Source organism: Alicyclobacillus acidoterrestris (assembly GCF_022674245.1).
Lineage (GTDB): Bacteria > Bacillota > Bacilli > Alicyclobacillales > Alicyclobacillaceae > Alicyclobacillus > Alicyclobacillus acidoterrestris.
Genome location: NZ_CP080467.1, coordinates 384,134 through 411,046 on the forward strand (window position 1 = coordinate 384,134; position 26,913 = coordinate 411,046).

The 26,913-nt window shown below is 49.9% G+C and carries 28 protein-coding genes; 20 read left to right on the plus strand and 8 right to left on the minus strand.

Going from position 1 to position 26,913, the window contains the following annotated elements:
• Nucleotides 1–19: 19 nt before the first annotated feature.
• Nucleotides 20–1,123: an Mrp/NBP35 family ATP-binding protein gene (locus K1I37_RS01855; protein ID WP_021296651.1), complete on the plus strand. Its 1,104-nt coding sequence runs from the start codon at nucleotides 20–22 to the stop codon at nucleotides 1,121–1,123.
• A gap of 73 nt (nucleotides 1,124–1,196) precedes the next feature.
• Here K1I37_RS01855 and gerD read toward each other — a convergent pair whose 3' ends face one another.
• Both gerD and pdaB read right to left on the minus strand, forming a co-directional pair.
• Nucleotides 1,197–1,856, minus strand: a complete 660-nt coding sequence (gene gerD / locus K1I37_RS01860) for a spore germination lipoprotein GerD (RefSeq protein ID WP_021296652.1) — start codon at nucleotides 1,854–1,856, stop codon at nucleotides 1,197–1,199.
• Between the two features lie 193 nt (nucleotides 1,857–2,049).
• On the minus strand, nucleotides 2,050–2,742 hold the full coding sequence (pdaB, locus tag K1I37_RS01865) for a polysaccharide deacetylase family sporulation protein PdaB (RefSeq protein WP_051189472.1): 693 nt from the start codon (nucleotides 2,740–2,742) through the stop codon (nucleotides 2,050–2,052).
• A gap of 123 nt (nucleotides 2,743–2,865) precedes the next feature.
• Between pdaB and K1I37_RS01870 the strand changes: the two genes are divergently transcribed.
• From K1I37_RS01870 to glmS, 7 genes are all read left to right on the plus strand, one after another.
• Nucleotides 2,866–3,537 (plus strand): stage II sporulation protein M, encoded by a 672-nt coding sequence (locus K1I37_RS01870; RefSeq protein WP_021296654.1) that lies wholly within the window; start codon nucleotides 2,866–2,868, stop codon nucleotides 3,535–3,537.
• 12 nt (nucleotides 3,538–3,549) lie between these two features.
• Nucleotides 3,550–4,449 (plus strand): arginase, encoded by a 900-nt coding sequence (gene rocF / locus K1I37_RS01875; RefSeq protein WP_021296655.1) that lies wholly within the window; start codon nucleotides 3,550–3,552, stop codon nucleotides 4,447–4,449.
• 161 nt (nucleotides 4,450–4,610) lie between these two features.
• A complete protein-coding gene (locus K1I37_RS01880) occupies nucleotides 4,611–5,285 on the plus strand; it encodes an SGNH/GDSL hydrolase family protein (protein ID WP_236613881.1) in 675 nt (224 codons plus the stop codon).
• Nucleotides 5,286–5,370: 85 nt separating this feature from the next.
• Nucleotides 5,371–6,189, plus strand: coding sequence for a diadenylate cyclase CdaA (cdaA, locus tag K1I37_RS01885; protein ID WP_021296657.1), 819 nt, complete (start codon nucleotides 5,371–5,373; stop codon nucleotides 6,187–6,189).
• Nucleotides 6,189–7,409 carry a CdaR family protein gene (locus K1I37_RS01890; RefSeq protein ID WP_021296658.1) on the plus strand — a complete coding sequence of 407 codons (1,221 nt, stop codon included), beginning with the start codon at nucleotides 6,189–6,191 and terminating at the stop codon, nucleotides 7,407–7,409. The genes cdaA and K1I37_RS01890 overlap by 1 nt, the downstream gene beginning before the upstream one ends.
• Nucleotides 7,410–7,484: 75 nt before the next feature.
• Nucleotides 7,485–8,828, plus strand: a complete 1,344-nt coding sequence (gene glmM, locus K1I37_RS01895; RefSeq protein WP_021296659.1) for a phosphoglucosamine mutase — start codon at nucleotides 7,485–7,487, stop codon at nucleotides 8,826–8,828.
• A gap of 330 nt (nucleotides 8,829–9,158) precedes the next feature.
• Nucleotides 9,159–10,988, plus strand: a complete 1,830-nt coding sequence (glmS, locus tag K1I37_RS01900) for a glutamine--fructose-6-phosphate transaminase (isomerizing) (protein ID WP_021296660.1) — start codon at nucleotides 9,159–9,161, stop codon at nucleotides 10,986–10,988.
• 1,830 nt (nucleotides 10,989–12,818) lie between these two features.
• Here glmS and K1I37_RS01905 read toward each other — a convergent pair.
• Nucleotides 12,819–13,262: an Hsp20/alpha crystallin family protein gene (locus tag K1I37_RS01905; RefSeq protein WP_021297263.1), complete on the minus strand. Its 444-nt coding sequence runs from the start codon at nucleotides 13,260–13,262 to the stop codon at nucleotides 12,819–12,821.
• Nucleotides 13,263–13,486: 224 nt separating this feature from the next.
• On the opposite strand from K1I37_RS01905, the gene K1I37_RS01910 reads away from it, so the two are divergent.
• Together K1I37_RS01910 and K1I37_RS01915 are read left to right on the plus strand one after the other, a co-directional pair.
• Nucleotides 13,487–13,807, plus strand: a complete 321-nt coding sequence (locus tag K1I37_RS01910) for a PadR family transcriptional regulator (protein ID WP_021297262.1) — start codon at nucleotides 13,487–13,489, stop codon at nucleotides 13,805–13,807.
• Entirely contained in the window at nucleotides 13,807–14,673 is an 867-nt protein-coding gene (locus K1I37_RS01915) for a hypothetical protein (protein WP_021297261.1), read from the plus strand. Before K1I37_RS01910 ends, K1I37_RS01915 begins: the two co-directional genes overlap by 1 nt.
• 227 nt (nucleotides 14,674–14,900) lie before the next feature.
• Here the strand turns inward: K1I37_RS01915 and K1I37_RS01920 are convergent, their stop codons facing one another.
• Genes K1I37_RS01920 through K1I37_RS01930 form a run of 3 tightly spaced genes read right to left on the minus strand, consistent with a single transcriptional unit; the run spans nucleotide 14,901 to nucleotide 16,797 of the window.
• Entirely contained in the window at nucleotides 14,901–15,827 is a 927-nt protein-coding gene (locus tag K1I37_RS01920) for an alpha/beta hydrolase family protein (RefSeq protein ID WP_021297260.1), read from the minus strand.
• Between the two features lie 57 nt (nucleotides 15,828–15,884).
• Nucleotides 15,885–16,529 (minus strand): SdpI family protein, encoded by a 645-nt coding sequence (locus K1I37_RS01925; RefSeq protein WP_031218943.1) that lies wholly within the window; start codon nucleotides 16,527–16,529, stop codon nucleotides 15,885–15,887.
• The gene (locus K1I37_RS01930; RefSeq protein WP_021297258.1) at nucleotides 16,522–16,797 is read right to left on the minus strand and encodes an autorepressor SdpR family transcription factor; all 276 of its coding nucleotides are present in this window, start codon (nucleotides 16,795–16,797) and stop codon (nucleotides 16,522–16,524) included. Before K1I37_RS01930 ends, K1I37_RS01925 begins: the two co-directional genes overlap by 8 nt.
• A gap of 240 nt (nucleotides 16,798–17,037) precedes the next feature.
• Here K1I37_RS01930 and K1I37_RS01935 point away from each other — a divergent pair, with 240 nt between their 5' ends.
• The 5 genes from K1I37_RS01935 to K1I37_RS01955 all read left to right on the plus strand — a co-directional run bounded on the left by K1I37_RS01935 (nucleotide 17,038) and on the right by K1I37_RS01955 (nucleotide 19,828).
• Nucleotides 17,038–17,337 carry a hypothetical protein gene (locus K1I37_RS01935; RefSeq protein WP_021297257.1) on the plus strand — a complete coding sequence of 100 codons (300 nt, stop codon included), beginning with the start codon at nucleotides 17,038–17,040 and terminating at the stop codon, nucleotides 17,335–17,337.
• A gap of 99 nt (nucleotides 17,338–17,436) precedes the next feature.
• Nucleotides 17,437–18,300, plus strand: a complete 864-nt coding sequence (locus K1I37_RS01940) for a VanW family protein (protein WP_031218942.1) — start codon at nucleotides 17,437–17,439, stop codon at nucleotides 18,298–18,300.
• A 220-nt stretch (nucleotides 18,301–18,520) separates the two neighbouring features.
• Nucleotides 18,521–18,925 carry a VOC family protein gene (locus K1I37_RS01945; RefSeq protein ID WP_081654156.1) on the plus strand — a complete coding sequence of 135 codons (405 nt, stop codon included), beginning with the start codon at nucleotides 18,521–18,523 and terminating at the stop codon, nucleotides 18,923–18,925.
• A 48-nt stretch (nucleotides 18,926–18,973) separates the two neighbouring features.
• A complete protein-coding gene (locus tag K1I37_RS01950; protein ID WP_021297254.1) occupies nucleotides 18,974–19,417 on the plus strand; it encodes an SgcJ/EcaC family oxidoreductase in 444 nt (147 codons plus the stop codon).
• Nucleotides 19,418–19,441: 24 nt separating this feature from the next.
• Nucleotides 19,442–19,828, plus strand: a complete 387-nt coding sequence (locus K1I37_RS01955; RefSeq protein ID WP_021297253.1) for a VOC family protein — start codon at nucleotides 19,442–19,444, stop codon at nucleotides 19,826–19,828.
• A 1,210-nt stretch (nucleotides 19,829–21,038) separates the two neighbouring features.
• Here the strand turns inward: K1I37_RS01955 and K1I37_RS01960 are convergent.
• Nucleotides 21,039–21,212, minus strand: a complete 174-nt coding sequence (locus K1I37_RS01960) for a hypothetical protein (RefSeq protein WP_021297251.1) — start codon at nucleotides 21,210–21,212, stop codon at nucleotides 21,039–21,041.
• 50 nt (nucleotides 21,213–21,262) lie between these two features.
• Nucleotides 21,263–21,700, minus strand: coding sequence for a hypothetical protein (locus tag K1I37_RS01965; RefSeq protein ID WP_021297250.1), 438 nt, complete (start codon nucleotides 21,698–21,700; stop codon nucleotides 21,263–21,265).
• A 392-nt stretch (nucleotides 21,701–22,092) separates the two neighbouring features.
• On the opposite strand from K1I37_RS01965, the gene K1I37_RS01970 reads away from it, so the two are divergent.
• The 5 genes from K1I37_RS01970 to K1I37_RS01990 all read left to right on the plus strand — a co-directional run bounded on the left by K1I37_RS01970 (nucleotide 22,093) and on the right by K1I37_RS01990 (nucleotide 26,911).
• Nucleotides 22,093–23,070, plus strand: coding sequence for an EVE domain-containing protein (locus K1I37_RS01970; protein WP_021297249.1), 978 nt, complete (start codon nucleotides 22,093–22,095; stop codon nucleotides 23,068–23,070).
• Nucleotides 23,071–23,103: 33 nt separating this feature from the next.
• Nucleotides 23,104–23,550, plus strand: a complete 447-nt coding sequence (locus K1I37_RS01975) for a putative iron-sulfur cluster-binding metallochaperone (protein WP_021297248.1) — start codon at nucleotides 23,104–23,106, stop codon at nucleotides 23,548–23,550.
• A gap of 40 nt (nucleotides 23,551–23,590) precedes the next feature.
• The gene (locus K1I37_RS01980) at nucleotides 23,591–24,097 is read left to right on the plus strand and encodes a DUF5946 family protein (protein ID WP_021297247.1); all 507 of its coding nucleotides are present in this window, start codon (nucleotides 23,591–23,593) and stop codon (nucleotides 24,095–24,097) included.
• A 952-nt stretch (nucleotides 24,098–25,049) separates the two neighbouring features.
• The gene (locus K1I37_RS01985; RefSeq protein WP_021297246.1) at nucleotides 25,050–26,099 is read left to right on the plus strand and encodes a DUF262 domain-containing protein; all 1,050 of its coding nucleotides are present in this window, start codon (nucleotides 25,050–25,052) and stop codon (nucleotides 26,097–26,099) included.
• 179 nt (nucleotides 26,100–26,278) lie between these two features.
• Nucleotides 26,279–26,911 carry a YdeI/OmpD-associated family protein gene (locus K1I37_RS01990; protein WP_021297245.1) on the plus strand — a complete coding sequence of 211 codons (633 nt, stop codon included), beginning with the start codon at nucleotides 26,279–26,281 and terminating at the stop codon, nucleotides 26,909–26,911.
• Nucleotides 26,912–26,913: the final 2 nt, after the last annotated feature.

The following is a 26,913-nucleotide window of genomic DNA, read 5'->3' on the forward strand; positions in this document are numbered from 1 at the left end:
TCGTTTGGAGGCGAACGATGTGGTCACGAAGGAACAAGTGTTAGACGTATTGCGGGACGTTGAGGATCCCGAGGTCCATAAAAGTATTGTGGAATTGGACATGGTGAAGAACATCGAGATCGAAGAGGGACGAGTGAACGTTGAGGTATTATTGACGATTCGCGGATGCCCGTTGCGGACCATCATTGAAAAGGAAGTCGAAGAACGCATTCTCTCCCTTCCGGGCGTTGAACAAGTCAACGTGCAGATTGGCCATATGACGGATGAGCAACGCGCAGCGTTTACGGCTAAGGTACGCGGCGGGAACACGGAGTCAGCTGCGCCACAACAACAAGCGGTTCCGGCACTTTTACGCGGAGACAAACCAGTTCAATTCCTCGCGATTGCATCCGGAAAAGGCGGCGTTGGGAAGTCGACAGTCACTGCCAATTTGGCCGTCGCATTGGCTCGACAAGGCGTCCGGGTAGCGGTAATTGATGCCGACATCTATGGATTTAGCATTCCTGCCATCTTTGGTGTGCAGGATAAGAAACCAACGGTGATTGACGAACTCATCATGCCGATAGAGGTGGAAGGCGTCAAACTGATTTCCATGCAGTTCTTTGTGCCAAAAGACACACCGGTGGTATGGCGTGGACCTATGCTTGGAAAAATGCTTCGTAACTTCTTTGGCCAAGTTCATTGGGGCGACGTTGATGTGGTGTTACTCGATTTGCCACCAGGGACTGGGGACATGGCACTCGACGTTCACTCGCTGCTGCCGAATAGCAAGCAGCTGATTGTCACGACGCCGCAGGCGGCTGCTTCCGCGGTAGCGGTGCGCGCTGGTCTGATGGGTGTGCGGACCAACCACGAGGTCATTGGTGTCGTCGAGAATATGGCTTACTTCCAGTTCGATGATTCCGACGAGCGCGCTTACATTTTCGGCCGCGGAGGCGGTGAGCAAGTCGCTTCCCAGTTGAATACGGAACTGTTGATTGAGATTCCGATCGCGAACCTGGACAAGCAAAAGGATCCGTTGTTTGACGAGTTGTCCTTACAAGGGCAAGCATATCGGCAGTTGGCTGAACGCGTTGGTATGCGGCTTGGTGTGAAGACCCAGCCACTTCAACGAAACGCGTGATAGCCTTACGTGACGAATGAATGGTAAAAGAGCACCTTCGACGAGGAAGGTGCTCTTTTTCTATTGTGCTGGCTTATGAGGAAGAGCCACCGCCGGATCCGCCTTGGCTTCCCCCGCTACTTCCGCTGCCACCACCACTACCGCCGCCAGAGCCCGCTTGTCCCTGTTGCATCGACTGTTGAACGGCTTTCTGAACCGCGCTTTGAAACTGCATTTGGAACGCTGGGGAGCTCATGGATTGGAGAATAAGTCCCTGTAAGGTGTTGCGAAAATCTGGTCCTTTCATGAGCGCTTCCAAATTGCTCGTAAAGTCGTTCGACTTCAAGAGGACGAGCATATCCTTTTGAAAGTCGGGCTCTTTCATCAGTTGTTGAACGGTGGTTTTGAGTTCAGGTTGTGCTGCTTTGGCCAGTGCAGCGGCAAACTTCGGATCTTTTGCGCCTTCCGTGAGAAATTTCTGCGTCTGCGGCGATTCAATGGCCTTCGTCAACGCTTGTTGCACGTCCTGCGGCGAAGCGATGAGTTCACTTTTAACCTGTGGATTTTTCAGTGTATCCAATAACGCCTGCTGTCCATCCTTCGAGTTTAGGATATCGATGACCATTTGTTTGGTCTGGCCGTAATCTGCGTTTCCGGCACCACTCGTATCGGCACTGGCATTGGAAATACCACAGCCCGTGACGATGATGGCGGTGAGGGACAGCACGGAGATGATGGCACGTCGTCTATTCACGCTAAATCCCCCCGATGTCCAACTTGTCAATGATAATATGTGACGACTTTGCGCCCTCTATCCAGGCGGGTGAATGGTTTGTCTGGCGACATTCGGTAGGGTATGATAACAGCGACAAAAAGCCGCGGTTGTCCGCGGCCACATGCATTTGTAAATGTAAGCCTGTACATCCAAACGACTGAACGCCAATCGGTCAGCGTACGATGGAAGAGGAGACTTTCGCGTTTGCCAGCAGTTCCGAGACCGTCACAAACTGATAGCCGTCCTTGCGCAGTTGGTCAATGATTTGCGGAAGCGCTTCGACAATTTGTTTTGACGAGTCGCTGGCGTGCATCAAAATGATGTCCCCAGGCACGGCCCGCTTGGTCACGCGGTTGACAATGTTTTGGGTGCCAGGGTTCATCCAGTCAAGAGAGTCTGTGTTCCACTGAATGACCGTGTATCCCATGCTGTTGAGGCAGCGAATGACACGCGGATTGAAGTCGCCGTTTGGGGTACGGATGAGTTTCGTTTTTACACCGGTCACCTGCTGAATGGATTTTTCCGAGATGGAAACCTGTTCGCGAATCCAGTTGTCTGGGTAACGCGAAAAATCTTTGTGCAGGTTGCCGTGATTCCCAATTTCGTAACCCATGTTTTTGATTTGTTTGGCGATTTCAGGATGGTGTAACGTCCAAGGCCCGCTCAAAAAGAATGTGGCTTTCGTCACTTTCTCTTTTTTCAATACGTCGAGCACCGGTTCTGGGACCTTGTTTCCCCAAGAAATGTCGAATGTGAGAGCGACCACTTTTTTATCGGTGTCGACCTTGTAAATTGCCTTGGGTTGTGCGTTGGTTGCCGCGTGGGTGGTGGGCAGATCTGACACGAACAGGCTGCCCACAGCCATCACCGCGGTGAATACCGAACACAGTACAGCGCGTCGAAGTCGTAACATGTTTTCAAGACCTCCTTTGTTCTCTCGGGAAAGTGTTTGCGTGGAAACAGCAAGGTATACAAGGGAGAGGATAGATTGAAAAAAGCTACACTCGCCTACCGGCCGGAGATGCGCATCTACGTCGCTTGGGTTATCGTTCTCCTCGTTGTGGGATTCCTGGTTGGCTGGCTCAATCCCGCCGATATCAAGAATCAAATCGCCCCGATGATGAAAGAGCTCGTCCAGAGCGTCGACTCTGGCGGCAGTTTGTCATGGGTTCAGGAGTTCTGGCGAATTTTCTTGCACAATGCTGCCACGGCCACGGAACTTTCCATTTTTGGTTTGGTGTTCGGTATCTTCCCGGCATATTCGATGTGGATAAACGGACTGATCAGCGGCTATGCGGTGTCACTCGTCGTCTCAGAGCAGGGTGTGCCAGCTTGGAAGACCATTGTCTTTGGGCTATTGCCGCATGGCGTGATCGAATTGGCGGCCATTTTGTGGGCTGCAGCTTTAGGCATTGCCAACGGCATGGCTGTCATACGCGCGATTGCGCGCGTGTTTCGGCGGCGCCTTGAAACTGCGGACGGACCGGCGGAGTCTGCTACGAATGCCCAGAGTCAAAGCCATCCACTTTGGTTCGCACTGTTGCGCACGGCGCGTAGCCTGCCGTTCATCTGGGGAATGTTAGTCATTGCGGCACTCATCGAATCTGCCATCACCCCCCATCTACTTCATTGGGGGATACCAAACTTAAAACATCATTGAGGAGCGTTTGCGATGAAAGAGTTGCGGATTATTGGCGTGCCCTCCGACTTGGGACAGGGGCGCCGCGGCGTCGACATGGGACCGAGTGCAATTCGCTACGCTGGGCTGAGTGCAGCGTTGGAGGGTCTTGGTTACACGGTTCAAGACCTCGGGAATATCAATGTGCCCACGCCAGAGATGAAGGAGCAAAATCAAAATACAAAGCTTCGCTACCTCCACGAGGTGACGGAGGTGTCGAAGAATTTGTGCAACATTGTCAGCACGGTCGTCACTGAAGGCCACATTCCAATTATTCTCGGTGGCGATCACAGCATTGCCATTGGCAGCCTAGCAGGCATGGCGCAGTCGAGCACAAATTATGGCGTCATCTGGTTTGATGCGCACGGGGACATGAACACGGCGGAGACGACGCCCTCCGGGAACATTCATGGAATGCCACTGGCTGTCAGCCTCGGTTATGGACATGAGGATTTGCTGGCGATTGGGGGATTAAAGCAAAAGGTCAAGCCGGAAAATGTGGTTATGGTTGGCATCCGCTCCATTGACGAAGATGAGGCGAAACTGATTCACGAGACGGGGATTCGCTGCTACACGATGGCGGAGATTGACCGGCGGGGCATGGCGAAAGTCATGACGGAAGCGATTGAAATTGCGACAAACGGAACGGATGGGATTCATCTGAGTCTAGACCTTGACGCATTGGATCCCATGTTTGCCCCTGGTGTTGGCACACCGGTGTACGGCGGGGTGACATACCGGGAGGGCCATTTGGCGATGGAAATGTTGGCTTCGTCGGATGCCTTGGTCTCGGTCGACGTCGTCGAAGTAAACCCGATTTTGGACGAGCGCAATCGAACGGCGATGATGGCTGTCGAACTGGTCGAATCGCTGTTTGGAAAAACTGTGTTGTAAGAACCAATCTGTAGGCTAGTGTCGTACATGCGTCCCAGGCAGCGCTTTCACACCTGGGACGCAGCGGTTTTCTAGACCGGTGTAGTGACGCGTGCAAGCCCTCGCCCATAGTTTATGAGGTGATACCTTATCGCGACTAGGGGAGGTTTAACTTTGTGCTGATGCTTGCACTCGGAGACTCCATTACATATGGATATGGAGCGACTTCACCGGATTTAAGCTATCCTGAGAGACTTCGCAAACACTTAGCGCGCAACGCACGCGTCAGTCTGCACGTTCAGGCCAAGCCGGGCTGGACGTCACGACAGTTGAACAAGTCACTGCCTGAGGTGCCCCAGTGCATCTACGACGAGGCCGAAATCGTCACGCTGATGATTGGCGGCAACGATTTACTGCGCGGTGCACCCGTATTATTGACCGGTAAACCTGAGCGGATTGCGCAGGTGTGTGAGCGGTCGCAAAGCGAGATCGAGGAAATTGTCGAACGCGCAAACCGCCCGTACAACACATTTGTGATTGCCACCCTCTATAATCCCTTCCCTAATTTTGAATTGGCAGAGCGTATCACACAGACATACAACGACATGATTCGAAAGGTAGCCGCGCACCACCGACTACACGTCTTCGATGCCTCACGGGCGTTTCGCGGGCACGAGGCGGACTATGTCGAACACTACAAAAATGGCCAGTTTCGGGATATTCGGCTATACAAAAACCCCATTCACCCGACAGACGCAGGGCACCATGCGCTGTATCAGGGCTTCTTTCGGACATTGCAGCGGGCAAAGGCAAGCCGACAAAAGCGAAAAGGTATCCGCCAACGCAACCGAGCTTGACCATCTGGACTTGACTCAGGCCTTCATTGTGCGAAACAATGGGGGACGATGGTTTTAGTTCGGATTTCCGGTTGGGTGGATGGACATGGACACATGGCTGGCCGTAGTTCGAAATTTCAGCTTTAAAGACGTCATCGACATCTTATTTGTCGCGTTTGTGCTGTACTTTTTGTTGCTTCTCATTCGGGGTACACGCGCGGTGCAGTTGTTAAAAGGTGCGATGATTGTCGTGATTGTCACGCTCATTAGCCAACTTCTGCACCTTTCTGCATCGAATTGGCTGCTTGGCAAGATCATTCAAATTGGCTTCTTTGCGATTCCCGTCGTCTTTCAGCCTGAGTTGAGACGCGCCCTGGAACAATTGGGACGGGGCGGGTTTTGGTCTTTGTCGTTGAATCAACAGGGACAAGAAGAGGATCAACAGACCGTCAATGAGATTGTCAAGGCCACACAGGTGCTCTCGAAGACGAAAATCGGCGCGCTGATCGTCATTGAGCGCAGGACCGGGCTATCGGAGTACATCGAGACGGGCACTTCCATTGAAGGGCATGTCAGCAGTGAGTTGTTTATTAACTTGTTCATCCCAAACACGCCGTTGCACGATGGCGCGGTCATCGTCAGGAACAACCAAATTGTTGCAGCTGGGTGCTTTCTGCCGCTGACAGAGAACCGGAGTTTAGATAAACAGTTGGGAACCCGCCATCGAGCGGCCTTGGGGATTACCGAGCAGTCCGATGGGGTCGCGGTGGTCGTATCGGAGGAGACAGGCAGAGTGTCGGTCGGTGTGGATGGTGTGCTGCACCGCAGCCTCGATGAGCAAGGGTTGAAGACGCTCTTGACCAACTTGCTAGTCGCCAAGCGCTCCAATTCCCTTCCGTTTTGGAACCGAAAGGCGGAGTCGTGATGCTGGATAGATTTCTCCGGAACAATTTGTTCCTTCGCATCTTCGCACTCGTCTTGGCATGCATCATTTGGTTCGTGGTTCATGTCTTACAGGATAATTCTTCGGCGATGTCTGCGCAGCAGAGTGCTGGTGTCACACAGGCGTATAACTTACCTATCCACGTGCAGGTGGGCGACGATATGGTCGTGTCCTCGATGAGCCAGTCGACGGCGACCATCGACGTGACGACCAGCGCCCTCAATTTGCCCACTTTGCCGACCGATATGCTCAAGGCAGAGTTGGTCGTCAATGCACAGGGGCTTGCACCCGGCAAACAGGTTCTTCATATTGCCGCAGTGGACTTACCGAATGACATCAAGAAATACCAGGTTAAGCCGCTGACAGTCACGGTCGTCCTCGAGAAAAAAGTCAGTGAGGCCAAGCCCATTGATGTCGAAATCAGCGGTACCCCAGCCGATGGCTACGGGATGGGGCAGCTGTCGCTGAACACCCAGTCCGTTACGGTCAGCGGCGCACGTACGCGCGTTGCAGCCGTCTCTCGGGTCGTCGGTCATGTCGAGGTGAGTGGGATGAAGGCGACCGATACGAAAATTGTCAATCTCACGCCCGTGGACAGCCAGGGGAATACCGTGCAAGACGTCGATATTTCCCCATCCAGCATCAGTGTCAACGTGCCCATTCAAGCGGCCAATCAAAAGGTTGTGTTGTCACCAGAAGTGACAGGAACGCCCGCGCCGGGATACGCGGTGGCCGGCGTGAAGCTGCAGGATACGCAGGTGAGTGAGTCGGGCATTCCTGCGGCATCGCTGCCGAAGACGGGGTTGACTGTGCCTATCGATGTTTCCGGCTTGAGTAAGACCACGACGGTTGATGTGCCTGTGCCGCTCGTGCAAGGGATGACGCAGGTGACGCCGAGTAAGGTGACTGCCATTGTGCAAGTTGAACCAGCGGCCACCGCGACGTTCCAACAGGTGCCGGTGACGCTGAGCGGATCGGGCAGTGCCGTGACGCTTCCGAACCAGCCGACGATTGACGTGACCGTGACGGGGCCGGCGAGTATTGTACAAGGAATGACGGCGAAGGACGTGAAAGTCACCGTGGACACGTCAAACGTGAAACCAGGTGCCAAGACGGCTCCCGTGTCGGTACAGGTGCCACAGTGGGTGACGGTAACCGCTCTCTCGCAGCGAACCGTCGCGATCGACACTTCCCAAGGGTGAGTTGGTCAATCATTTCTATTGTTCTTCACCGGGATTCGTGGCAAAATGATCAAGTCTTTAGAAAGGGGCCTAACTGTGAGTAGATTGTTTGGAACAGACGGCGTTCGGGGCGTGGCGAATGCGGACTTGACGCCTGAGTTGGCATTTCGCCTGGGGCGTGTAGGCGCATATGTCCTGACGTCGCGGCATCCAGGGGCTCGCATCGCAATAGGCAAGGATACCCGTATCTCTGGCGATATGCTCGAGGCAGCCCTCATCAGCGGAATCTTGTCGATGGGTGTCGATGTCTTGCGCTTGGGAGTCATCAGTACGCCGGGTGTAGCATATCTGACAAAGCACCTTGGTGCCGATGCGGGGGTCATGATTTCGGCCTCTCATAATCCGGTTGAGGATAATGGTATTAAGTTTTTCGGTGGCGACGGTTTTAAGTTACTCGACGAAACCGAGGACCGAATTGAACATATTTTGCGGAACGAAGAGGAATTGCCACGGCCGACTGGCGGGGAGATTGGTCGGATCTATGAGGAACCCGCGCAGGAGGAGTATATTCAATTTCTGATGTCCACAGTCGATGAGCGCTTTGACGGGCTTCATGTGGTGCTCGACTGTGCAAATGGTGCGGCCTCCGCGATTGCGCCCGAAGTATTTCGGCGCCTCGGGGCGAAGGTCACCGTCATTCACGCGGAACCGGATGGTGTCAATATTAACGTTGGCTGCGGTTCAACCCATCCACAGGTGGTACAACAGGCCGTGATCGCCCATCACGCCGATCTCGGGCTGTCCTTCGATGGCGACGCAGATCGCTTAATTGCGGTTGACAGTACCGGTGAAATCATTGACGGCGACTTTATTATGGCAATTTGCGGCCTGTCGCTACAGCGTCAGGGAAAGCTGGCCGACAATAAAATCGTAGCCACCGTGATGAGCAATCTCGGCTTTATGAAGGCCATGGAGGCCGCGGGGATTGAGGTCGTTCGGACGGCGGTCGGCGACCGGTATGTGATGGAGCGCATGCGCGCAGACCAGGCTGTCCTCGGCGGGGAACAATCGGGGCACATTATTTTCCTGAACCACACCACGACAGGCGATGGTATCCTGACAGCGTTACAACTTGTGCAAGTTCTCGTCAAAAGCGGCAAGCCGCTTTCAGCGTTGCGCACGGTGATGACGCGGTACCCGCAAATTCTCGAAAACGTGCGCGTGACTGACAAACACGCTTGGGTCCATAATGCGGCGATTCAGGCAGCGCTCGCAGCTGGTGAACGGGAACTGGGTGACAGCGGCCGCGTGCTCGTACGCGAGTCGGGTACAGAGTCACTCGTGCGCGTCATGGTCGAGGGGCCGGATGAACACGTATTGCGCAAGATTGTGCAGGATATTGTCAAGGTCGTAGAAGAACAACTCGGCGTGAATCGTTAAGACGGACGTTTTCGTCGGTGTTTTGTAGTCGGGCGTATTCATGTCGGCGCCCGACTTCGCTTTTAAGGGGGGATGCCTTGACGAATAAGCACAAAGTGGGCAGTATGCAATAGAATGTTGTACGCGAACCCTGTGAATCTGATGAACACGAGGGAAGCGAAAGCGCCTGGACTGTCTTCTAGTGAGGACAGTTGACGCGGGGGAGGTTGGCGAACCATTCGGCGGGTGCCTCCCGGCGTTCTCGATCACGCCGCAAGCAAAACTCGAAACCCATCGGGCGACCGGTGGAACAAGAGTGCGCAGATCGACAAGGAGGAGACGTTTCTACCTATGTGTGGCATTGTTGGTTATATTGGCGCTCGGAACGTGAAGGACGTTGTTGTCGGTGGACTCGCGAAGCTTGAATACCGTGGATACGATTCTGCGGGAATCGCTGTGATTGATGAAGGTAACATCCAGGTCGTTAAATCGGTTGGCCGATTGGCGAACTTGGAGGACAAACTGGCTTCGATGCAGATTGCGGGTCAGGCGGCGATTGGCCATACGCGTTGGGCGACACACGGCAAACCTTCGGATGAAAATGCGCACCCACACCAGGATTGCAGCGGCCGTTTTGCCATTGTCCACAATGGCATCGTGGAGAACTACTTGTCGCTGCGCGAAGAACTGATTGCCGCAGGGCACCAGTTCAATTCCGAAACGGACACTGAAGTTGTGGCACACCTGATTGAGGAGCTGTACAACGGAGATCTGTTTCAAACGATGATTGAGGTCGGCAAGCGAATCCGTGGCGCATACGCGCTCGTCGTGTTGGCCAAAGATCACCCAGATGAGATCATTGCAATGCGCAAGGCGAGCCCGATGATTATCGGCCTCGGTGAAAACGAAAATTTTGTAGCGTCGGATATTCCGGCGATTCTTGAGTATACCCGCGATATTTATGTCATGGAAGACGGCGAGATGGCCGTACTCACGGCTGCTGGCGTCGAGTGTTTCACGATGGATGGCGAGCCCGTTCACAAAGAGGTCTATAAGGTGACTTGGGACGCTGTGTCGGCAGAACGTGGCGGGTATCCGCACTTCATGCTCAAAGAGATTCACGAGCAGCCAAAGGCCGTCCGCGACACGCTGCGCGGCCGCATTGCAGAGGATTTCAGCCGCGTCCAGCTCGACGAGCTGAACCTCGACGATGCGTTTATGAAGGCTGTAGACCGGATTCACATCATCGCCTGCGGTACCTCTTGGCACGCTGGGTTGGTTGGTAAGGCCGTGATCGAATCGTACGCGCGCATTCCGGTCGATGTCGAAATCGCATCGGAGTACCGCTACCGCCGACCGCTGTTTACGCCCAATACGTTGGTGATTGTCATCAGCCAATCTGGCGAGACAGCCGATACACTGGCGGCTTTGCGAGAGGTCAAGCGACAAGGGCGCCGCGTGCTGGCGATTACGAACGTCGTCGGCAGTTCTGCAGAGCGTGAGGCAGATGACGTCATCATCACCTGGGCAGGCCCTGAGATTGCGGTCGCTTCGACGAAGGCTTATACGACGCAATTGATTGCATTGTACCTGCTCGGTATCAAGATGGCGCACGTGCGTGGCGAAATCGGTGACGACAAGGTGCGCGAGCTCCTCAAGGGACTGGAAGATCTGCCGCAGGCGACGGAGCAGGTTCTGGATACGGCACCGCAGCTGGAGCGTTTCGCACAACGCTACGTGGATACCATGGATACGTTCTTCATCGGTCGCAGCCTAGACTATTCGGTGGCCATGGAAGGCGCGTTGAAGCTGAAGGAAATCTCCTATATCCATGCGGAGGCATATGCGGCGGGCGAGCTCAAGCATGGCACGTTGGCGCTCATCACTGAAGGCGTACCGGTCATCGCGCTTGCAACGCAACCAGATCTGTATGAAAAGACGGTAAGCAACATTGTCGAAGTGAAGGCTCGCGGCGCTTTTGTGCTCGGGATGACGTGGATTGGCAACGAAGACCTTGAAAAGACCGTCGATGAGGTCATCTACCTGCCGAAGACACTCCCGGAATTGGCGCCTATCCTGGCCGTGATTCCGCTGCAATTGCTCGCGTACTACGCCGCTGTGGCGCGTGGTAACGATGTCGACAAACCGCGTAACCTGGCCAAGAGCGTGACGGTGGAGTAAGTAGCGTAGCTGATTGTGTCGCGTGTGTGACTGTCAAATTACGTTGGTGACAGAAAAGTAAAGTTGGTCACTAGCACATGGGTGAGTTCGGGTAAAAATGCCTGAACTCATCCATGTTTTTTTGTGGCAGGGTAAAGGGGTGAGAGGTAGGTGGGACAAGGGGGTAGAAAACCGGCAGGTATGTTCGCAAAATGAAGTTCTTCCCCGCGCAAAATAAGTTCTTCCCTGAGTAAAATAAGTTGTTCCGTACAGCACGGGTGAATTCGGGTCAAAAGCCTGGATTCGCCCGTTCTTTTTTGATGCCTGAGAGCGAAAGGCGGGGGAAATTCAGAGCAAAGTTTTGAAGAAGGCAAGACGCGAAAGAGCCCCGACAAATCAACGATTCCAAGTGTGTTCGCAAAATCAAGTTCTTCCCCAGCAAAATAAGTTCTTCCCTGAGTAAAATAAGTTGTTCCCTACAGCACGGGTGGATTCGGGTCAAAAGCCTGGATTCGCCCGTTTTTGCGTTGCAAGGGAGCGCAAGGCGGGGGAAAAGACAGGGTGAAGTTCGGAAGGAGATAAGAAGCGAAAAAGCCCGACATATCAAGGATTCCTCGACCATGCCCGATCAAAAATGTGAAAAAATACACGACAAAATCTGCTCTCCCTTATCCCTTCAGCCCTGCTCTTCCCCCTTCCCGCAGGGAAAGACTTCATTTTACGCAAAATCGATGGATCTGGAAAAATTACGGAGAAAAACGGGTGAGAAAAGGCGTGATCCAGAGAAGGATCGAATTTGACGGCAGAAAGTGGGTTAGAGGGAGGAAAAGTCGGGAAAAGCCAGGCGTGGCAAGGGATGAGGCAGGGTTGAGGAGGGAGATGGCGAGGGAAGGATTTGATTTGACGGGCACATAGTACAGGGAGCTAAATTTGATTTCAGAAGTCATGGGTTAGATTTGAAATGGGCGGAAGGTGTGTTCGCAAAATCAAGTTCTTCCCCAGCAAAATAAGTTCTTCCCTGAGTAAAATAAGTTGTTCCCTACAGCACGGGTGGATTCGGGTCAAAAGCCTGGATTCGCCCGTTTTTGCGTTGCAAGGGAGCGCAAGGCGGGGGAAAAGACAGGGTGAAGTTCGGAAGGAGATAAGAAGCGAAAAAGCCCGACATATCAAGGATTCCTCGACCATGCCCGATCAAAAATGTGAAAAAATACACGACAAAATCTGCTCTCCCTTATCCCTTCAGCCCTGCTCTTCCCCCTTCCCGCAGGGAAAGACTTCATTTTACGCAAAATCGATGGATCTGGAAAAATTACGGAGAAAAACGGGTGAGAAAAGGCGTGATCCAGAGAAGGATCGAATTTGACGGCAGAAAGTGGGTTAGAGGGAGGAAAAGTCGGGAAAAGCCAGGCGTGGCAAGGGATGAGGCAGGGTTGAGGAGGGAGATGGCGAGGGAAGGATTTGATTTGACGGGCACATAGTACAGGGAGCTAAATTTGATTTCAGAAGTCATGGGTTAGATTTGAAATGGGCGGAAGGGCGAAGAGAGAGCGCGTCTCCTGATACATCCATTATGCCCTGAAGTTTTCAACTTTCATATCATTTAGGAAAACACAATAGTGACGGGGTTTTGGCGACGAGAACGACCAAGGGGCGGAACTGTACGAGACTTCTCTGATTTGCGACATCGTTGACAGTGTGCTCGGATCTCTTGTCCCCAATCAACGTTATTGGAACCAACAAAGACTCAAGGGCGAGCGGATGACACCGATACCATCAATTTAGGTGCATTTGGTCATTTTCAACGCATGAAAACGCCCCTCGGAATCCCAAGGGGCTGTTACTTTTCTTTTTTCAGTGAAAGTCTACGTCAATCTGACGACCCATCTGTTTCTGGCTCTTCGGAATCCTGACTTCCAGTATTCCATTCTTGTATGACGCTTTTGCTCCCGTATCATTTACCGCTGTCGGCAATGGTACAGTGCGCGAGAATTGCCCGTAGTATCGTTCCATTCGATGCACGTTTTCGTCCTTTTGCTCGCCCATTCGTTCGATTTTGCCGCTGAGGTGAAGATGATTATCATGGACAGTGATATTCACGTCTTCCTTCTTCTCCAGCCCAGGGATTTCGGCGGTCACAATCACTTCGTTTTGGGTTTCGCGAACATCACAGCGAACCCGTGGCATGTTCGTGAAGTGACTGTCGAACCAATCTTCATCGAACAGTCTGGGGAATGACGGGAACCAGTCAGAAGCGCGTCGGGTCATGTTGAATGGGTCATAGGGGACTAAGGGCATGTTGATTACACCTCCAGGTCAAAATGTCCGTTTATATCGTTTCCAGTAGAACAGGAAAATTGCATCGTGTTGGTCGGCTAACCGTTGAAATCATATCCGAGTGGTTCGTGGAGTGATTCGGTGTAACGCCCATTGGGGGGGAGGTGTCTTGACGCATTGCCCAGCACAAAGTATTATTCAGTTATACTTAATAAGAATAACGTAGTACAATTGGGGAGATTCCAGTGCGGAAAAGTGAATTAGGGCGGTTTTCAGATGCATCGTTTCTCATCCTGTCGAGTTTGGCGAATGGAGCGAAGCATGGATACGCGATGATGGAGGACATTCTGGCGTTCAGTGGCACGCAATTGGAGCCTGGCACCTTGTATGGTGCCATTACGCGGTTGGAAAAACAGGGGTTGATCGAAGCCCTCCCAACAGAGGATCGGCGGAGACCGTATCGCATCACCGCCGAGGGCATCACGGTGCTTCGCAAACAAGTAGCGACATTGGAGCAGGTGACTTCAGTTGGGAAAAAGCGATTGGCATCTTTGGAGGGATTCTAATGCATTGGCTACTCCGACTTTATCCTCGTGCGTGGCGGGAACGGTACGAACAAGAGATGTTGGTTTTACTCGAAGAGCATAAGATCACACCCGCTACGGTGCTTGATTTATTGATTGGTGCGTTGGACGCACATTTAAATTATAACGGCGTTACAGAAGGAGTGACCTATATGGTGAATCGACTCCGTACTGGCGTTGTGATGATTTTCTGCGCCTTCATGTTATTTGGAGTCGGGTGGAGTATGCTCCAACGATTGACCGATCCGCTAAATCAGTTCAATGCAGTGGCAATGTACCACCCAGAGTTCAGAGTTCTTTTTGATGCAGATTTCATTGCTGGATGCCTATCATTCCTGGCGTTTTTGATTGGTGGGTTGCCTGTGTTCTTTATCTCCCTAAGACGTGCAATCAAACACAGGCAAAAGAACGTATTGATACCCTTTGCGGTCGCCCTATCATGTTTGCTGACAAGTATCCTTGCTACGGCAGTATTGGCGAACTGGCATCATATCGCGTATGCATTGACTCACATTTATGTGTTTCTGGGCGGCTATGTCGCTTTGATGGCTGTGATGCTGATTGTTGGTACGGTTGCAGTCTCTCTTATGATTCAAAGGACAGACTTCCAACTCTCAGAACTGAAGTTCGTATTTATTCCAGAAGTGGTGATCTTGTTTTGCATGGGTGTAGCAGTAGTGATGGCAACGATCCTGATTATCACGATTACCGCTTATGCACCGCAATTGTTTAATACGCAGGACGTAGGCAGTCCCATGTTCATTACAGGTCTGTTCTGCATGGCTCTCGGAACAATCTTTGGGGCGATGGGAATAAGACGTGGGATGGTTACTCGCATCACCGAATAGATGTTTGTTACGGAACAGCCATCTTCAAACCGATCTGCGGCATACTGAAAAGGCATATCGTGGAGTTGAATCATCAGTTTTGTGTGGAATCGCGGTGAAGACGAGAGAAGCCATGGATGACCTGGTACAACGCGGCATGATGCAAGTGTCGCGTTGTATTGTGTCTAACACCTCCTGATAAACGAATCGAAAGACCCCGTTACAAAGTGACTTTCCTTTGATATGTCTCAAACGGAAAGAATCCAGTTCGCAATGTCCTCAATAACTTGTTCATCTACATGTTGCGCGACCCGATACTCCTTTTTTGCTTTGCGTATCTCTCCATAAACAGCAGGCATAAACAGATGATTCAGGTTCGGGTAGAGCTTGAATGTAACGTTTGGTTTATCGCAGAGCAGTTTTTGATAACCACCAAAGTCCTTTTCGATGGATAGATGGAAATCCTTATCGCCTTGCAGAATTAGCACAGGTTTGTCTAATGCCTTCAGATAATCGGTGGACGGATGTTCCCCCATTTCTTTGAAGTAGTATGCCCTCGTATATTTGCCTAACAGCTTCGTCGATTTCGCCTCTTCGTCGCTGAGGTTATAAATCTTGCCAAACTTAGCGGACAATGCGGCGATCTGTTTCTTTGCGATCACTTTCAAAAACCTGTTTAAAGAGTTCAGGACATCGTTGTTTTGATCCATCAGTATTTCTTCAAGTTTGCGCGGAGAACCAGCCATGATGATGATTCCCGCGAAATGTCCACCTACTGCATCGATTCGAGGAGCCAGCATTCCGCCTAAACTGTGACCAATTACAAACACCTTGTTCGGATCGATCCTCGTATCGCTTCGCAGAAATTCAGCCGCGAGGATGGCATCTTCGATGGTTTCCTCCCTTACGGAGATGCCAACGTCATCTTTCATTTGTTTGCCGTATACGAAGGTTCTCTTGTCATAACGCAACACCGCAATCCCTTTTGCCGACAGACCTTCTGCGAGGTCTCGAAAAGGGTAATTGTTCCCGACCTTCTCATCCATATTGCTCGGACCAGATCCGTGAACCAATACAACTGCTGGACATAACCCATTCGTCTCATCTGGAATGGATAACATGCCATTGAGCGGATGATTGGTTTTGGCGCCTATCACAATCTTTTCTTCAGCCATTACCCATACCCCCTGCGACATAGACTCGGTGGGTAGCCAGCGCTTATAAACATACCCTTAGTGCCGCTCTTGTCGGGCGTAGAAATACGAAGCCACGACGGTAATCAGTGCCCATAAGAGAACGGGTATGACGACAGCCGCTACTGTGAATCGGTTTGTGGGCAAGACCCAGGCAAGAATCATGATTAGAATTCCCATCGGAATGCCTAATTGTCCACTCAAACGGTGCGTGCGATTCCAAGTTTCCTCACTGGATAACGTCCAAGGTGTGCGAACACCAATCCACCAATTCGGTCGAAGTCGTGGCAGGACGTTTGCAATCAACATGAACATCAGACCGTATGCGGTGAGAGCGAAACGCATTGTGCCAATGTGCAAAAGGTGTCCTAAAACTGTGAGGTAAATCAATCCAACGCATACGACGATCACGCCGCCGATATATCGATAAGTCCCCCAGAACGATACGTAGTTTCTTTTCCTCGGATCAATCCGCCACAACACATGCCATAGGAGTATGATGACGAGCATAATGGACGGTTCGTACATAACGGCAAGTAGACGGGAAATGTAAAGTGTCGGCTTTCCCGCATGAACATGGCTTGGAACCTGGGCAGGGAGATGAAAGTACGCAAGACAGCCGAGCACGATGACGACAACCCACGAAAACCATCCCCACCAAGGCATTGCGCCTTTCTTATTCATCACTACCACCACTCCCAAAGTGTTCAAGAAGCCATGCAAGCCATTCTTGTAAGATCGTTGTGTTGAGCCTGTAAATGATGTAAGTTCCCTCGCGTTGATCAACGACTAAATTCGCATTTTTAAGCACGTTCAGGTGACGACTTATGGTGGGCTGGGCGTATGGGAAGTGATTGGCGATCTCGCCAGCCGTTTTCGGACCTTCCTTCAATAATTCGATGATTTTTCTGCGTGTGCCGTCGGACATCGCTTTAAACACACGTTCATTCATGGGATTTCATCGCTTTCACTGACCTTCCGTGCTCATGTGTCGATGAATCTTTTGGATTGAGTATATAGCTATATGGCTAATAAAACAATAGGCGTAAACTCTTGTATTCGTGGATACTGGGGAGTGTATATGCCCGAATGCAGTGTGTGTTATTCTTGAATGGGTAATGGATGGGCAAGAAGGGAACGAGTACATCCAGTAATCAGTAATTGCAATTCGATCATGCAGGGGGCGAGGTGTTTGCTGTTTCACGTGACTGCAAGGCACGACGTGAATCACTGCGGGATATACAACGAAGACATCAGGCTGGCGCTACAGGAGTTTTTGCCATCCATTCCAACCCGTTGTGAGGAGTTAGGGGTGAAAGTTCACTTCGCGGTAGCAGGTCATCCTGATCACGTTTTCTATTTGCTTGTTGAGGCAGATGACGTAACGCCTGTCTGTACCCTGTTGTGTGAAGTACCGATGAAGCAGGAATTTGAGGGTCTTCGGATTTTGTGGTGGAATCAGTACTTACAGCCACTCGTTGATCTTGCATAAACATTCAGTTTTGCGACGACACCAGTAATGTCGCTATTGGGCAGATAAACGCAATATCATGGCAACGTGAATATTCGGTAACATTAGTATGACGAGGTGATGCGTGTGTCACAAAGTGTCATACCCAATCCGATCCAGCGAAGTAATTTACGACTACGTGTGGGGAGTCTGTTTTTTTCGTCCAAGAGAGTTGTTCAGTGGTACTTATCGGGCACTCGATATGCCACAGAACGAATGGATAACCATTCTGGAGTAATTGTGTTTCCGCATGTAATTGCGACACACCAATCTCGCACAATGCGTGAACTCCGCAATGTAGACATGTGGTTGCAGAGCAACAAGGTTCGGAATTTACAATTGGCAATCGCTCGGTTGAACGGATTAGTCCTACATCCAGGAGAAACGTTAAGTGTGTGGAGACTGGTCGGGCGTCCCTCGAAGCGAAAAGGATATCTACCTGGAATGGTTTTGATAAACGGCGAAATGCGTGTTGGGCATGGTGGCGGACTGTGCCAACTCTCAAATCTTATTTACTGGATGACACTGCATACAGAATTAACAGTTGTTGAACGTTTTCGCCACCAATACGACGTGTTCCCTGATTCGAATCGAACGCTTCCGTTTGGAAGTGGAGCTACTATTGCATATAACTACATTGACCTGCAAATCCGCAATGATACAAACGATAAGCACTATTTGTGTCTGAAGCTTACCCCTACTCATTTGGTTGGAGAATGGCGAAGCATATCTCCTGCACAGTACAGTTACGAAATTACAGAGAAAAACCACTGCATCACTCAGCACGTCAGTGGGAAATACTTGCGTCACAATCAAATTTGGAGAAAGAAATTCAATGCTGATGGTACTTGTGTCAATGATGAGTGCATTACAGAAAACCATGCGATCATGATGTATAGTCCGCTTTTACCTTCTTCGTCTGATGTGGATACCGAACATTACTGATAATCCTTGACCAAGTTGTGTCGCATAAGGGGGCGTTAGTTGAATAAGAACCACGTTGAAAAACAACATAAACAACCATCATAATGAGTGTTTATACGGTTTCATAATCTAAGATTCTTGTCCATTCCACCACAAAATCCGATTACCCGAATTTGATATTAAGCCAGTAAGGGCGTTGAGATTAGGTCAGGTATAAACGATATGGCTGGGCGAGTGAGCCATGACCGATGTACAAGATGAAAGGATGATGAACATGATACGAGTGAGTTTTGTCAGCATACCTGTCTCAAATCAGGATATTGCCTTACAATTTTACACTGAAAAACTTGGCTTTGAGATTGTGACCGATCAACCATTTGGAAACGGAACCCGCTGGATTCAGCTTCGACCACCTGGGGCGCAAACGGACGTCGTACTGTTCACACCTCCTGGACAAGAAGAGCGCATCGGGGGATATCAAAATGTCGCTTTTACATGTGAAGACGTGGTGGGAACTTGTAAGTTACTGAAAGAACGTGGCGTTGAATTTGTGAAGGATGCCGAGAGAGCCAATTGGGGAGGAATCGAGGCTATCTTTAAAGACCCCGATGGCAATACGTTTGTATTGGCAAATCCGAATGAATAAGACCAGGAATGAAAATCATTGGGCGGTTGGGATGAGGGAGGGCATGGCATGGACTCACGCGAACAACAAGTTAGGGCTCTTTACCAGCAATTGCTCGATGCATGGAACAATCAAGATGCTCGTGGCATGGCTGACTTGTACATCGAGGACGGAGAGCAGATTGGCTTCGATGGGAGTCAAGTGATTGGACAAGCTGAAATTTACGCACATATAGCACCAATCTTCGAGCATCACGCGACTGCTCGCTTCGTGAGCAAAGTGAAATCTGTTCGCTTTCTATCGCCAGACATTGCCGTTCTCCGAGCGATCGCAGGGATGGTTCCCCGTGGACAATCCGACATCAACCCGAATGTCAATACGCATCACACTCTGATCGCGACGTGGACGGGAGGGGAATGGAGGATTGTGTTGTTCCAGAACACACCTGCACAATTTCATGGCAGACCTGAGCTGGTCGAACAAATGTCAGCCGAGTTACGAGAGTTACTTTGAAACACGTACGAGGAGGAAAGTTGAATGATTCACAAGGTTGGGCAAGTTATGTTGTATGTAAGTAACCAAGCAGAAGCGGTGAGTTTTTGGACAGATAAAATGGGGTTTAGCGTCATTTCCGAAGAAGATAACGGTCAGGGCATGCGATGGATTGAAATCGCTCCGACAAAACGAGCAGAAACGAGTATTGTGCTCCACAATAAGGAACTTATCTCCAAAATGCAACCTGAATTGAACCTTGGTACACCTTCCTTGTTATTTTTCACAGAAAACCTTGCCGAATTACACAGCAATCTATCCAGCAAGGGAGTTGCAGTCGGCGAGATTGTACATATGGGTACTCGAAAAGTGTTTAATTTCGCAGATAATGAAGGGAACTACTTTGCGGTTATGGAAAAGTCGAATAGTTAAATAGGGACTGGCAGATTCATGAAAATATCGACGTCGTTTTTCCGCCTCACTGTACTTCTGCCCAATTATCTTTGATATAACCCAATAACCGCCTGCTCTCCCGTCGTACTCTCTCTTCATGTGGCGATGGAGTGGGCATTGGAGCACTGATACGGGGACGTTTCCAGACGACCCTCGGTCCTGCGTCTGGCTTGCCCTGTGCATCTCTTGACTGTTTTAGAGCATCATTCGGATTCAGGTTTGCCATGGCGGACACCTCCAAAGAGCAGGGATTTAGGTGGGGAGTTAGGGAAGTTCCTTTCCACGGTGAGTTCGTTTCACAGCAACGCTTGTTCTTCATGATGGTAACTATCAAACCCGCCAGTCATTATACAACCAACAACGTCAAGCGACATGGTGTCTTGGGCAAAATGACAACCAACAAAAAGTGCAACAGAAACCATCTATTCAATGACTTGTAAGGCATAAGCCTCATAAACCCTTTTGCCGCCCTTACAGGCGTTTACGCTCCAAGGTTCTGGGGTATCATGCCCAAATTGTTAGGAAAGTGATTTTTATCAATCCAACAATGTGGAATGATGGAACCACTCATTTTACGTACCCTGGTCAGCAAGCGGTAGAGTCTGCTGTCATCGAAATGCGATCATCAAGCGTCATGGAATACTTCGCGTTACAAGTTGGCTGATTGGCTACACCATTCCTTCACGAAGGCATTGAAACGCACCACAACCAGAGACACTCTTTTCGCCCTTACGGGCTTTAAGAAACCAGAATTAACGGGTTCCATGTCAAGTCTACAGAGAAAGTGATTTTCATCAATCAAAGCATGTGGAATGGATAGGTTTGCGTATTAACCCACTCGGAACGCAAACAGCGAAGTCTGCAAATTCCATGGTCGCGAGTGCTTGTCACCTGGATGTGTGACTGTGCTAACTGTCTCGTGGCTCGCTGGCACCCGTGGAGCAAACCAGGAGATTGGAAACAGTTTAGATTCGGTGCTCAGCGAAATGTGTGCGCCGCGATGACGGGATGGGCGACGATTCGGTTAGTGCTGAACGTCACTCTCGATGGGGCATAATGTCCCGTTTGATGGTATATCGCTCACCAGTGTTCTCCATGCCATCAGTACGTCCGCGACGGTAGATATATTACTGTCGCGAGAAAGGTAGGTGTCCCTCCGCCCAACAGCCCCGCACTTACTCCTGCCTTTTCACTCCGCATCTGGCACATCAAATTCCCGCAACGTCCCATTATCATCGCCAACTCCGTGTCCACATGCACAAATGACGGTCGAGCCGCACATTTCAATTTGGAGTTTGCCAAGCTCGGCTCCATCTTTCCACTCAACCTCACGACTGCAACTGTTGCAGTGGATGACGAACATATCGCAGACCTCCGTTTGTTCAGGGTTTTGCGGGATAAGATTTATTGGGACTAATCCCAATTCGTTTTCCTCTCCCTGTCTCTATCTGGGCACACGATGAATTGAGCCATCTCCGCTTCTGAAAGTTGGGAAGGGCTAAGTCCGCGTTCCACGCAGTACTCATAAAGCCGACGAACCTGTACTCTGGGTTGGTTCGGGTCGCGGGGAACAGCGTATATGCCGTCTGGGACATCATCTTTATCATACTCTTCTATGAGCCGCTTTCGTTTTTCAAGAAGCCACTTCCAATCACCAATGTCAACCGCTTCTGACACTTCGTCGGTCAGGCGACCGTGTAAGTCCTCGAATGTCACACCATAGCGGTTTTCATACACTCGAATCTGGTCGTTGATGGCTTGTAGCCTCTTCACCACGGCTTCGTACTTGCCTTCCGTGTCCTGCTCATGCCATTGAAGCTCGGAGTTTCCAACAAGACCGTCGCCGTCCATCATCCCTACTCCCTGAAAAGCCTTTTCAGCTTGCACATCACTTCTTGATGTCTCTGGATTACACGTTTTGTACTGACTGCCATGGGGACTTCTGTTCTGCAGACTGGCTGATTGAGAAATCTTACAGTGTGCGGCGGTTGTCCGTTCGAGTTCCGATCACTCGTCACTGTGCCCCTCCATTCCAGTCTTCAACCTGAATAACTGCTCACGAAGCTACTAACTCACCCTGTTTTCAAATATCATAACTCAAGAATAATGATTTGTAAAAATATGGTTCAATGTTGTTTGGTTTCAAACAGGATTGATGAGTTACTCATGAAGGTAGGAGAGGGTCTTTGTCGAATTCAAATCATAGCGATGAATTGAAACACGACTGTTTAAGAGGCGATTTCATGTCTGTTCACATTTTTGTTCTGAATGGGAAGAACTTCGACGTATGCATTCGTCGTGGCATAGCAGGCATCCCGAATCATGAAAAGGACCAATATAACGATGCGTTGATATCACGAATGGCTCCCATTAGAAAGGGAGATTACATTTTGTTCTATATCATGGATGTCAAGGAACTGCGCGGGATATATAGAGTGCTGGATAAACCCTTTTTTGACACCGCACCCGTATGGGAGTCCCAAGACCCGAACCGCGTTTACCCGTTTCGTGTCCGAATTGAAAACTCCGACTACGTGTTTGAAAACCCGATTAAGTTGAACGATGTGTATGATTTGAAAGACAACGGCTTGATGTGGACGTTCAGCCTCCAGCGACCAGGAGGGGCTTCAAATACCTTGTTTTCGATCACGAATGATGAGTTTCAGCACCTGTTTCGCTTATTTCTAAAACTTAATCCTGTTCTCAGACAGCCTAACCCGATTCGCGAACCGTACCCATATCACGAACCAAATCTTCTAAGCCAATTACATTTAAACAGCAACCGTAATCCGAAGTATGAGTACAGTGTGATGGCATTGTTGCTTAATGAGTTTGCAGAAGGGAGTTTCAAGGACATATTCGGAGAATACGACGACTTCTTGGGGTACATACCTACGAGCTTCGGGAGAGAAATGGATGCACTACTCATTACGCATAATCCACTGACCAAAGATGAAGTCATCGCGTATAACATCGTGGAAGTAAAGAGAGATCGCTTTGACGAGGATGGGTTGATCCAACTCTTGCAATACGAGGATTGGTTCCTGCGTAAGAAAGTCAACGGTGATTTTAACATGTTGAGGACAACGGCAATCGCGCAGACCTTTACGGATAAGGTTGTCGATTACGTGGAAAAGCGGAAGCGGTACGAAGGAAAGGGTATCAATTTGCTGATTTTCTCGAATAACGAACACGGATTTGACCTTAAACCCCTGGCATGAGGGTGAGTGCCAAAGATTAAGGAGGACTGCTACTTGGATGATTGTTGCCAAATCGCAGAGAGCGAACTTGCCTCTTTACACTGCCCTTTATGCCATCAAAAGGGGAAGCGAGTACAACTCATCACGTTGAAGGCTCTTCTTACGCCATCAGCCCTGCAATCCCTTGACCCGCAGTTGTCCTACGCTTTCTGCTCAAACGCCAACTGTACAGTCGTCTACTATTGCGATCAGCAGACATTCGACAAAGATGATGTCAAAGTGCCTGTGTTTCAGAAAGATGGAGCGATGGGTGTTCCTGTGTGCTATTGCTTTGGGTGGACGAGGGAGCGGCTCATGGAAGCCATTCGTGAGAATCAGAATCCCGTCCAGTACATCAGCGAGCAGGTGCAGGCAGATCGCTGTGGCTGTGAAGTCAATAATCCGCAGGGTAGTTGTTGCTTGGGGAATGTGACGACATTTGTCCGCTCCATAGATGCCTGAACCCTATTTCTCTGCAATTGCGCTGGGGGTATGCAATTAAATGATGGATGCCAATATACAGACATCCCATTGTCCAGGGTGCGGATTGACATTCCCAAAACAGCAGATTTCGCCAAGGCATAGTTACAACGCGGCGACGGAGTGTTATGAGAAATACAGTGAACTGACGGCTTACACGCTGAGCCATAGAGCGGACGATTTCATCCATCAGCATGTTGTGGATGCCTACGCCGCCCAGCACTCTGGTAGCGGCATGAAAAACATCAGTACTCTGTTCGCCCTGATTGGGCTGTATTATGCTGTTGAACATGGATACAACGGCAGACAAGTTCAGCGCGTCCACATGCTGATAGCACGTTTGAAATACCCTTGGGACACATTATCTCTACCCCAGAGATCCTATTCCGTGACAGTAATGGACGTTTTGCATGAACCGCCTGGGGATAAGCGTGACGGCGCGATTCGTGAATGGATGATCGATGTTTGGGGGTGTTGGAGCCATCAGCATGAGTGGGTGAGGAGTGTTTGTCACGGATTGTTGGGGTAAGAAGGGATTGTTTTGAAGTGGAATGGAATGGGCTCGCGCCCTACACAGGGGTGTTCGAGTTTGCTTGTTGGTCACAAGTGCGCTATGTCGTAGCTTCGCACAAGTCCCCAAATCTTGTGAAAGGCGTTCCCTCGGAATGCAGTTCAGTGAAACTATTGTCCCTTGCTACGGAAATCCTATCCTTCGCTGATTGAGGTGGTCTTTAGGAGTTTCGCCAATCGTGTTGGTCGTCATTGGGATAGGATGCCCATCCCTCATGAAGACATCTGCATTTTGGTTGCACGACGACCAGACTTCCGCTATCCAGAAAAGTTGAATCGTATCCACAGAGTCACATTTCCCCTGTGCCGCAGGGCATTGTTGAAAACCATCCACACAAGTCCCGCTAACGATATGAATAGCATTTGGTAACAAGAGCCTCGCTGACCTGATGAGCCATCTTTTGAGCGTTTTTTCCGCAGAACGTTGAAATGCAACTTTGGACTTTGCGACCACACAATGCTGAGATATACGCATTCAGAAAATCAGAGTTCATTATGACGAACCAAAAAGTTGTTCTGGCGGAACACCTCCACTATATATAAAGCGATTCGAGAACAACTTTTCGGTTCAGCCTTGTCATAATCCATGTCTGATGTAATTCTATCAACAGCCTGTAACAACTTTTGTGTTCAAGTGACACTCAAACGGAGACGGGGTGTTTGTGGCTCAAAAAATGTGAATGGGTATTCTCGCTTTCGGTGCTGTGATTCCTGGAGACCGCCGTTGCGCCAGAATCGCTTCAGACAAATTGCCACCCCTTTGTAACTCAATTCACTCTGCCCTTTCATTTTCCCTGCCTTGCTCTTACTTCTCCCTGAATTTACGCTATAATAGCGTGTGAAATGTTAGGTACATAACTATATTGATTTTGAGGTCGTTGCTACGATTGCACAGATGAGGAGCGGGACGAATGAAAACAACCAAAAGCGAACAGACAGTTGAGAGCCTGTTGAGAGGTGGCTCCACCCAGATTTCGACCGACCTTGTGATTCAGCGTAAGGAAGATATTTGGGATCGGAAGAGGAAATCCCTATTGATTCATTCCATGTTGATGGGATATCCGATTCCCAGTCTCTTCTTTGCAAAAGAAGGCGACACATTTCATGTTCTCGATGGCAAGCAACGCCTAACCAGCATTCAAGGCTTTGTGGATGATAAATATGCGCTATCCACTTCGATACCCGAAATTAGTGATCTGGCGGGCAAGAAGTTCTCGAAATTGGACAAGGAACAGCAACAAAAAATCTTGGAGTATCGCCTTGACTTGACTGTCGTAGAAGATTTGACCGAAGAGGAGATGGAAGAACTCTTTGTTCGATGGAACAACGGTATGCCTCTCGTGAGGATTGAAACAACCAGGGTTATCTTGGGACAAAGCGTTCATAAGTTCATTCGCGAGATCACGGAGATGCCTTTCTTTAAGGAAAAAGTGAAACTGTCAAATGCAAACAAGCGCAGATGTGTTGACGAAGAATTGGTGCTTCAGATTCTCGCATTGGTGAGCAAGCGTGAGACTGGGTTTAGTGGGAACGAACTGAAAGAGTTTGCAAAGGAATTGCGGAAAGACGATGTAAAGGAAGAGCTAAGAGCGGATATACAGAATGCCTGCCATGATCTCAATAAAGCATTTAGTGGAGAAGAGGAGTTCCTCAAAAAACTCCATGTGCCAATGATTTTTAAGTTGGTATTGGATATGCAGGAGATAAACAGGAATACAAACCGCAGGATTTCCCCGAAGCAATTTGGGGAGTTTGTTGTGAACTTCTGGAACAACCGACCAGAGGAGTATAAGAACGCATCGATGTCTGGAAGTGCGAGGAAGGAGAATGTCCAGAAACGCCTGTCCATCATGACTCAGGCGTTTGAGGAACACTTCGGAGTGCAAGTTAAACGTGATGTTCCGACTGCAGATGAAGAGGTAGCGGCGAGCGTGGAGGCGGTGGAAGAGCAGGGTGAATAAGCGGATAAGTTGAGAAACGGTTCACGGGACGAGGGGAATGATAGTGACTCCCCTCGTTTGTGTTTGGTGTACGATTACCTCCATAATGATCGTATATGCAGGTTTGACGCCGTTGCTCGATGGCAACGGGTAGGTTGAACCAGCATAGTTTGGTGAGGATGTAAAAGAGGGAAGATTTTATGGAACACAAATCGATGAATCCTAAAGTGGATGCCTATCTCGCTCAGGGTTGCATGCGTTGCAAACTGGGAGGCACTCCAAACTGCAAAGTCCATAAATGGGAGGAAGAATTGAAGAGATTGAGGGCGATTCTTCTTGACTGTGGGCTGACGGAGGAATTGAAGTGGTCTCAGCCTTGTTACACATACCAGAAGCGAAACGTCGTGATGATGAGTGCATTTAAAGAATTCTGTTCATTGAATTTTATGAAAGGTTCATTGTTGAAGGATACATACGGCGTTCTCGTCAAACCTGGAGAGAATACGCAGGTGGGTCGTCAGATTCGCTTCACCAACGTGGGGGATATCATCAAGATGGAACCTATCTTGAAAGAGTATATACATGAAGCCATTGAAGTCGAGAAATTAGGGGAGAGACCGAAGATAAGAAAGAATCCAGAGCCAATGCCAGAAGAATTTCACAAGAAATTGCATGAAATGCCTGATTTGAAAACCGCTTTTGAGGCATTGACACCAGGACGGCAAAGAGCATACATTCTGTATTTTTCAGCACCCAAGCAATCCAAAACTCGTGAGTCACGAATAGAAAAATGTATGCAGAGAATTCTTGAGGGAAAGGGGCTGAATGATTAGCG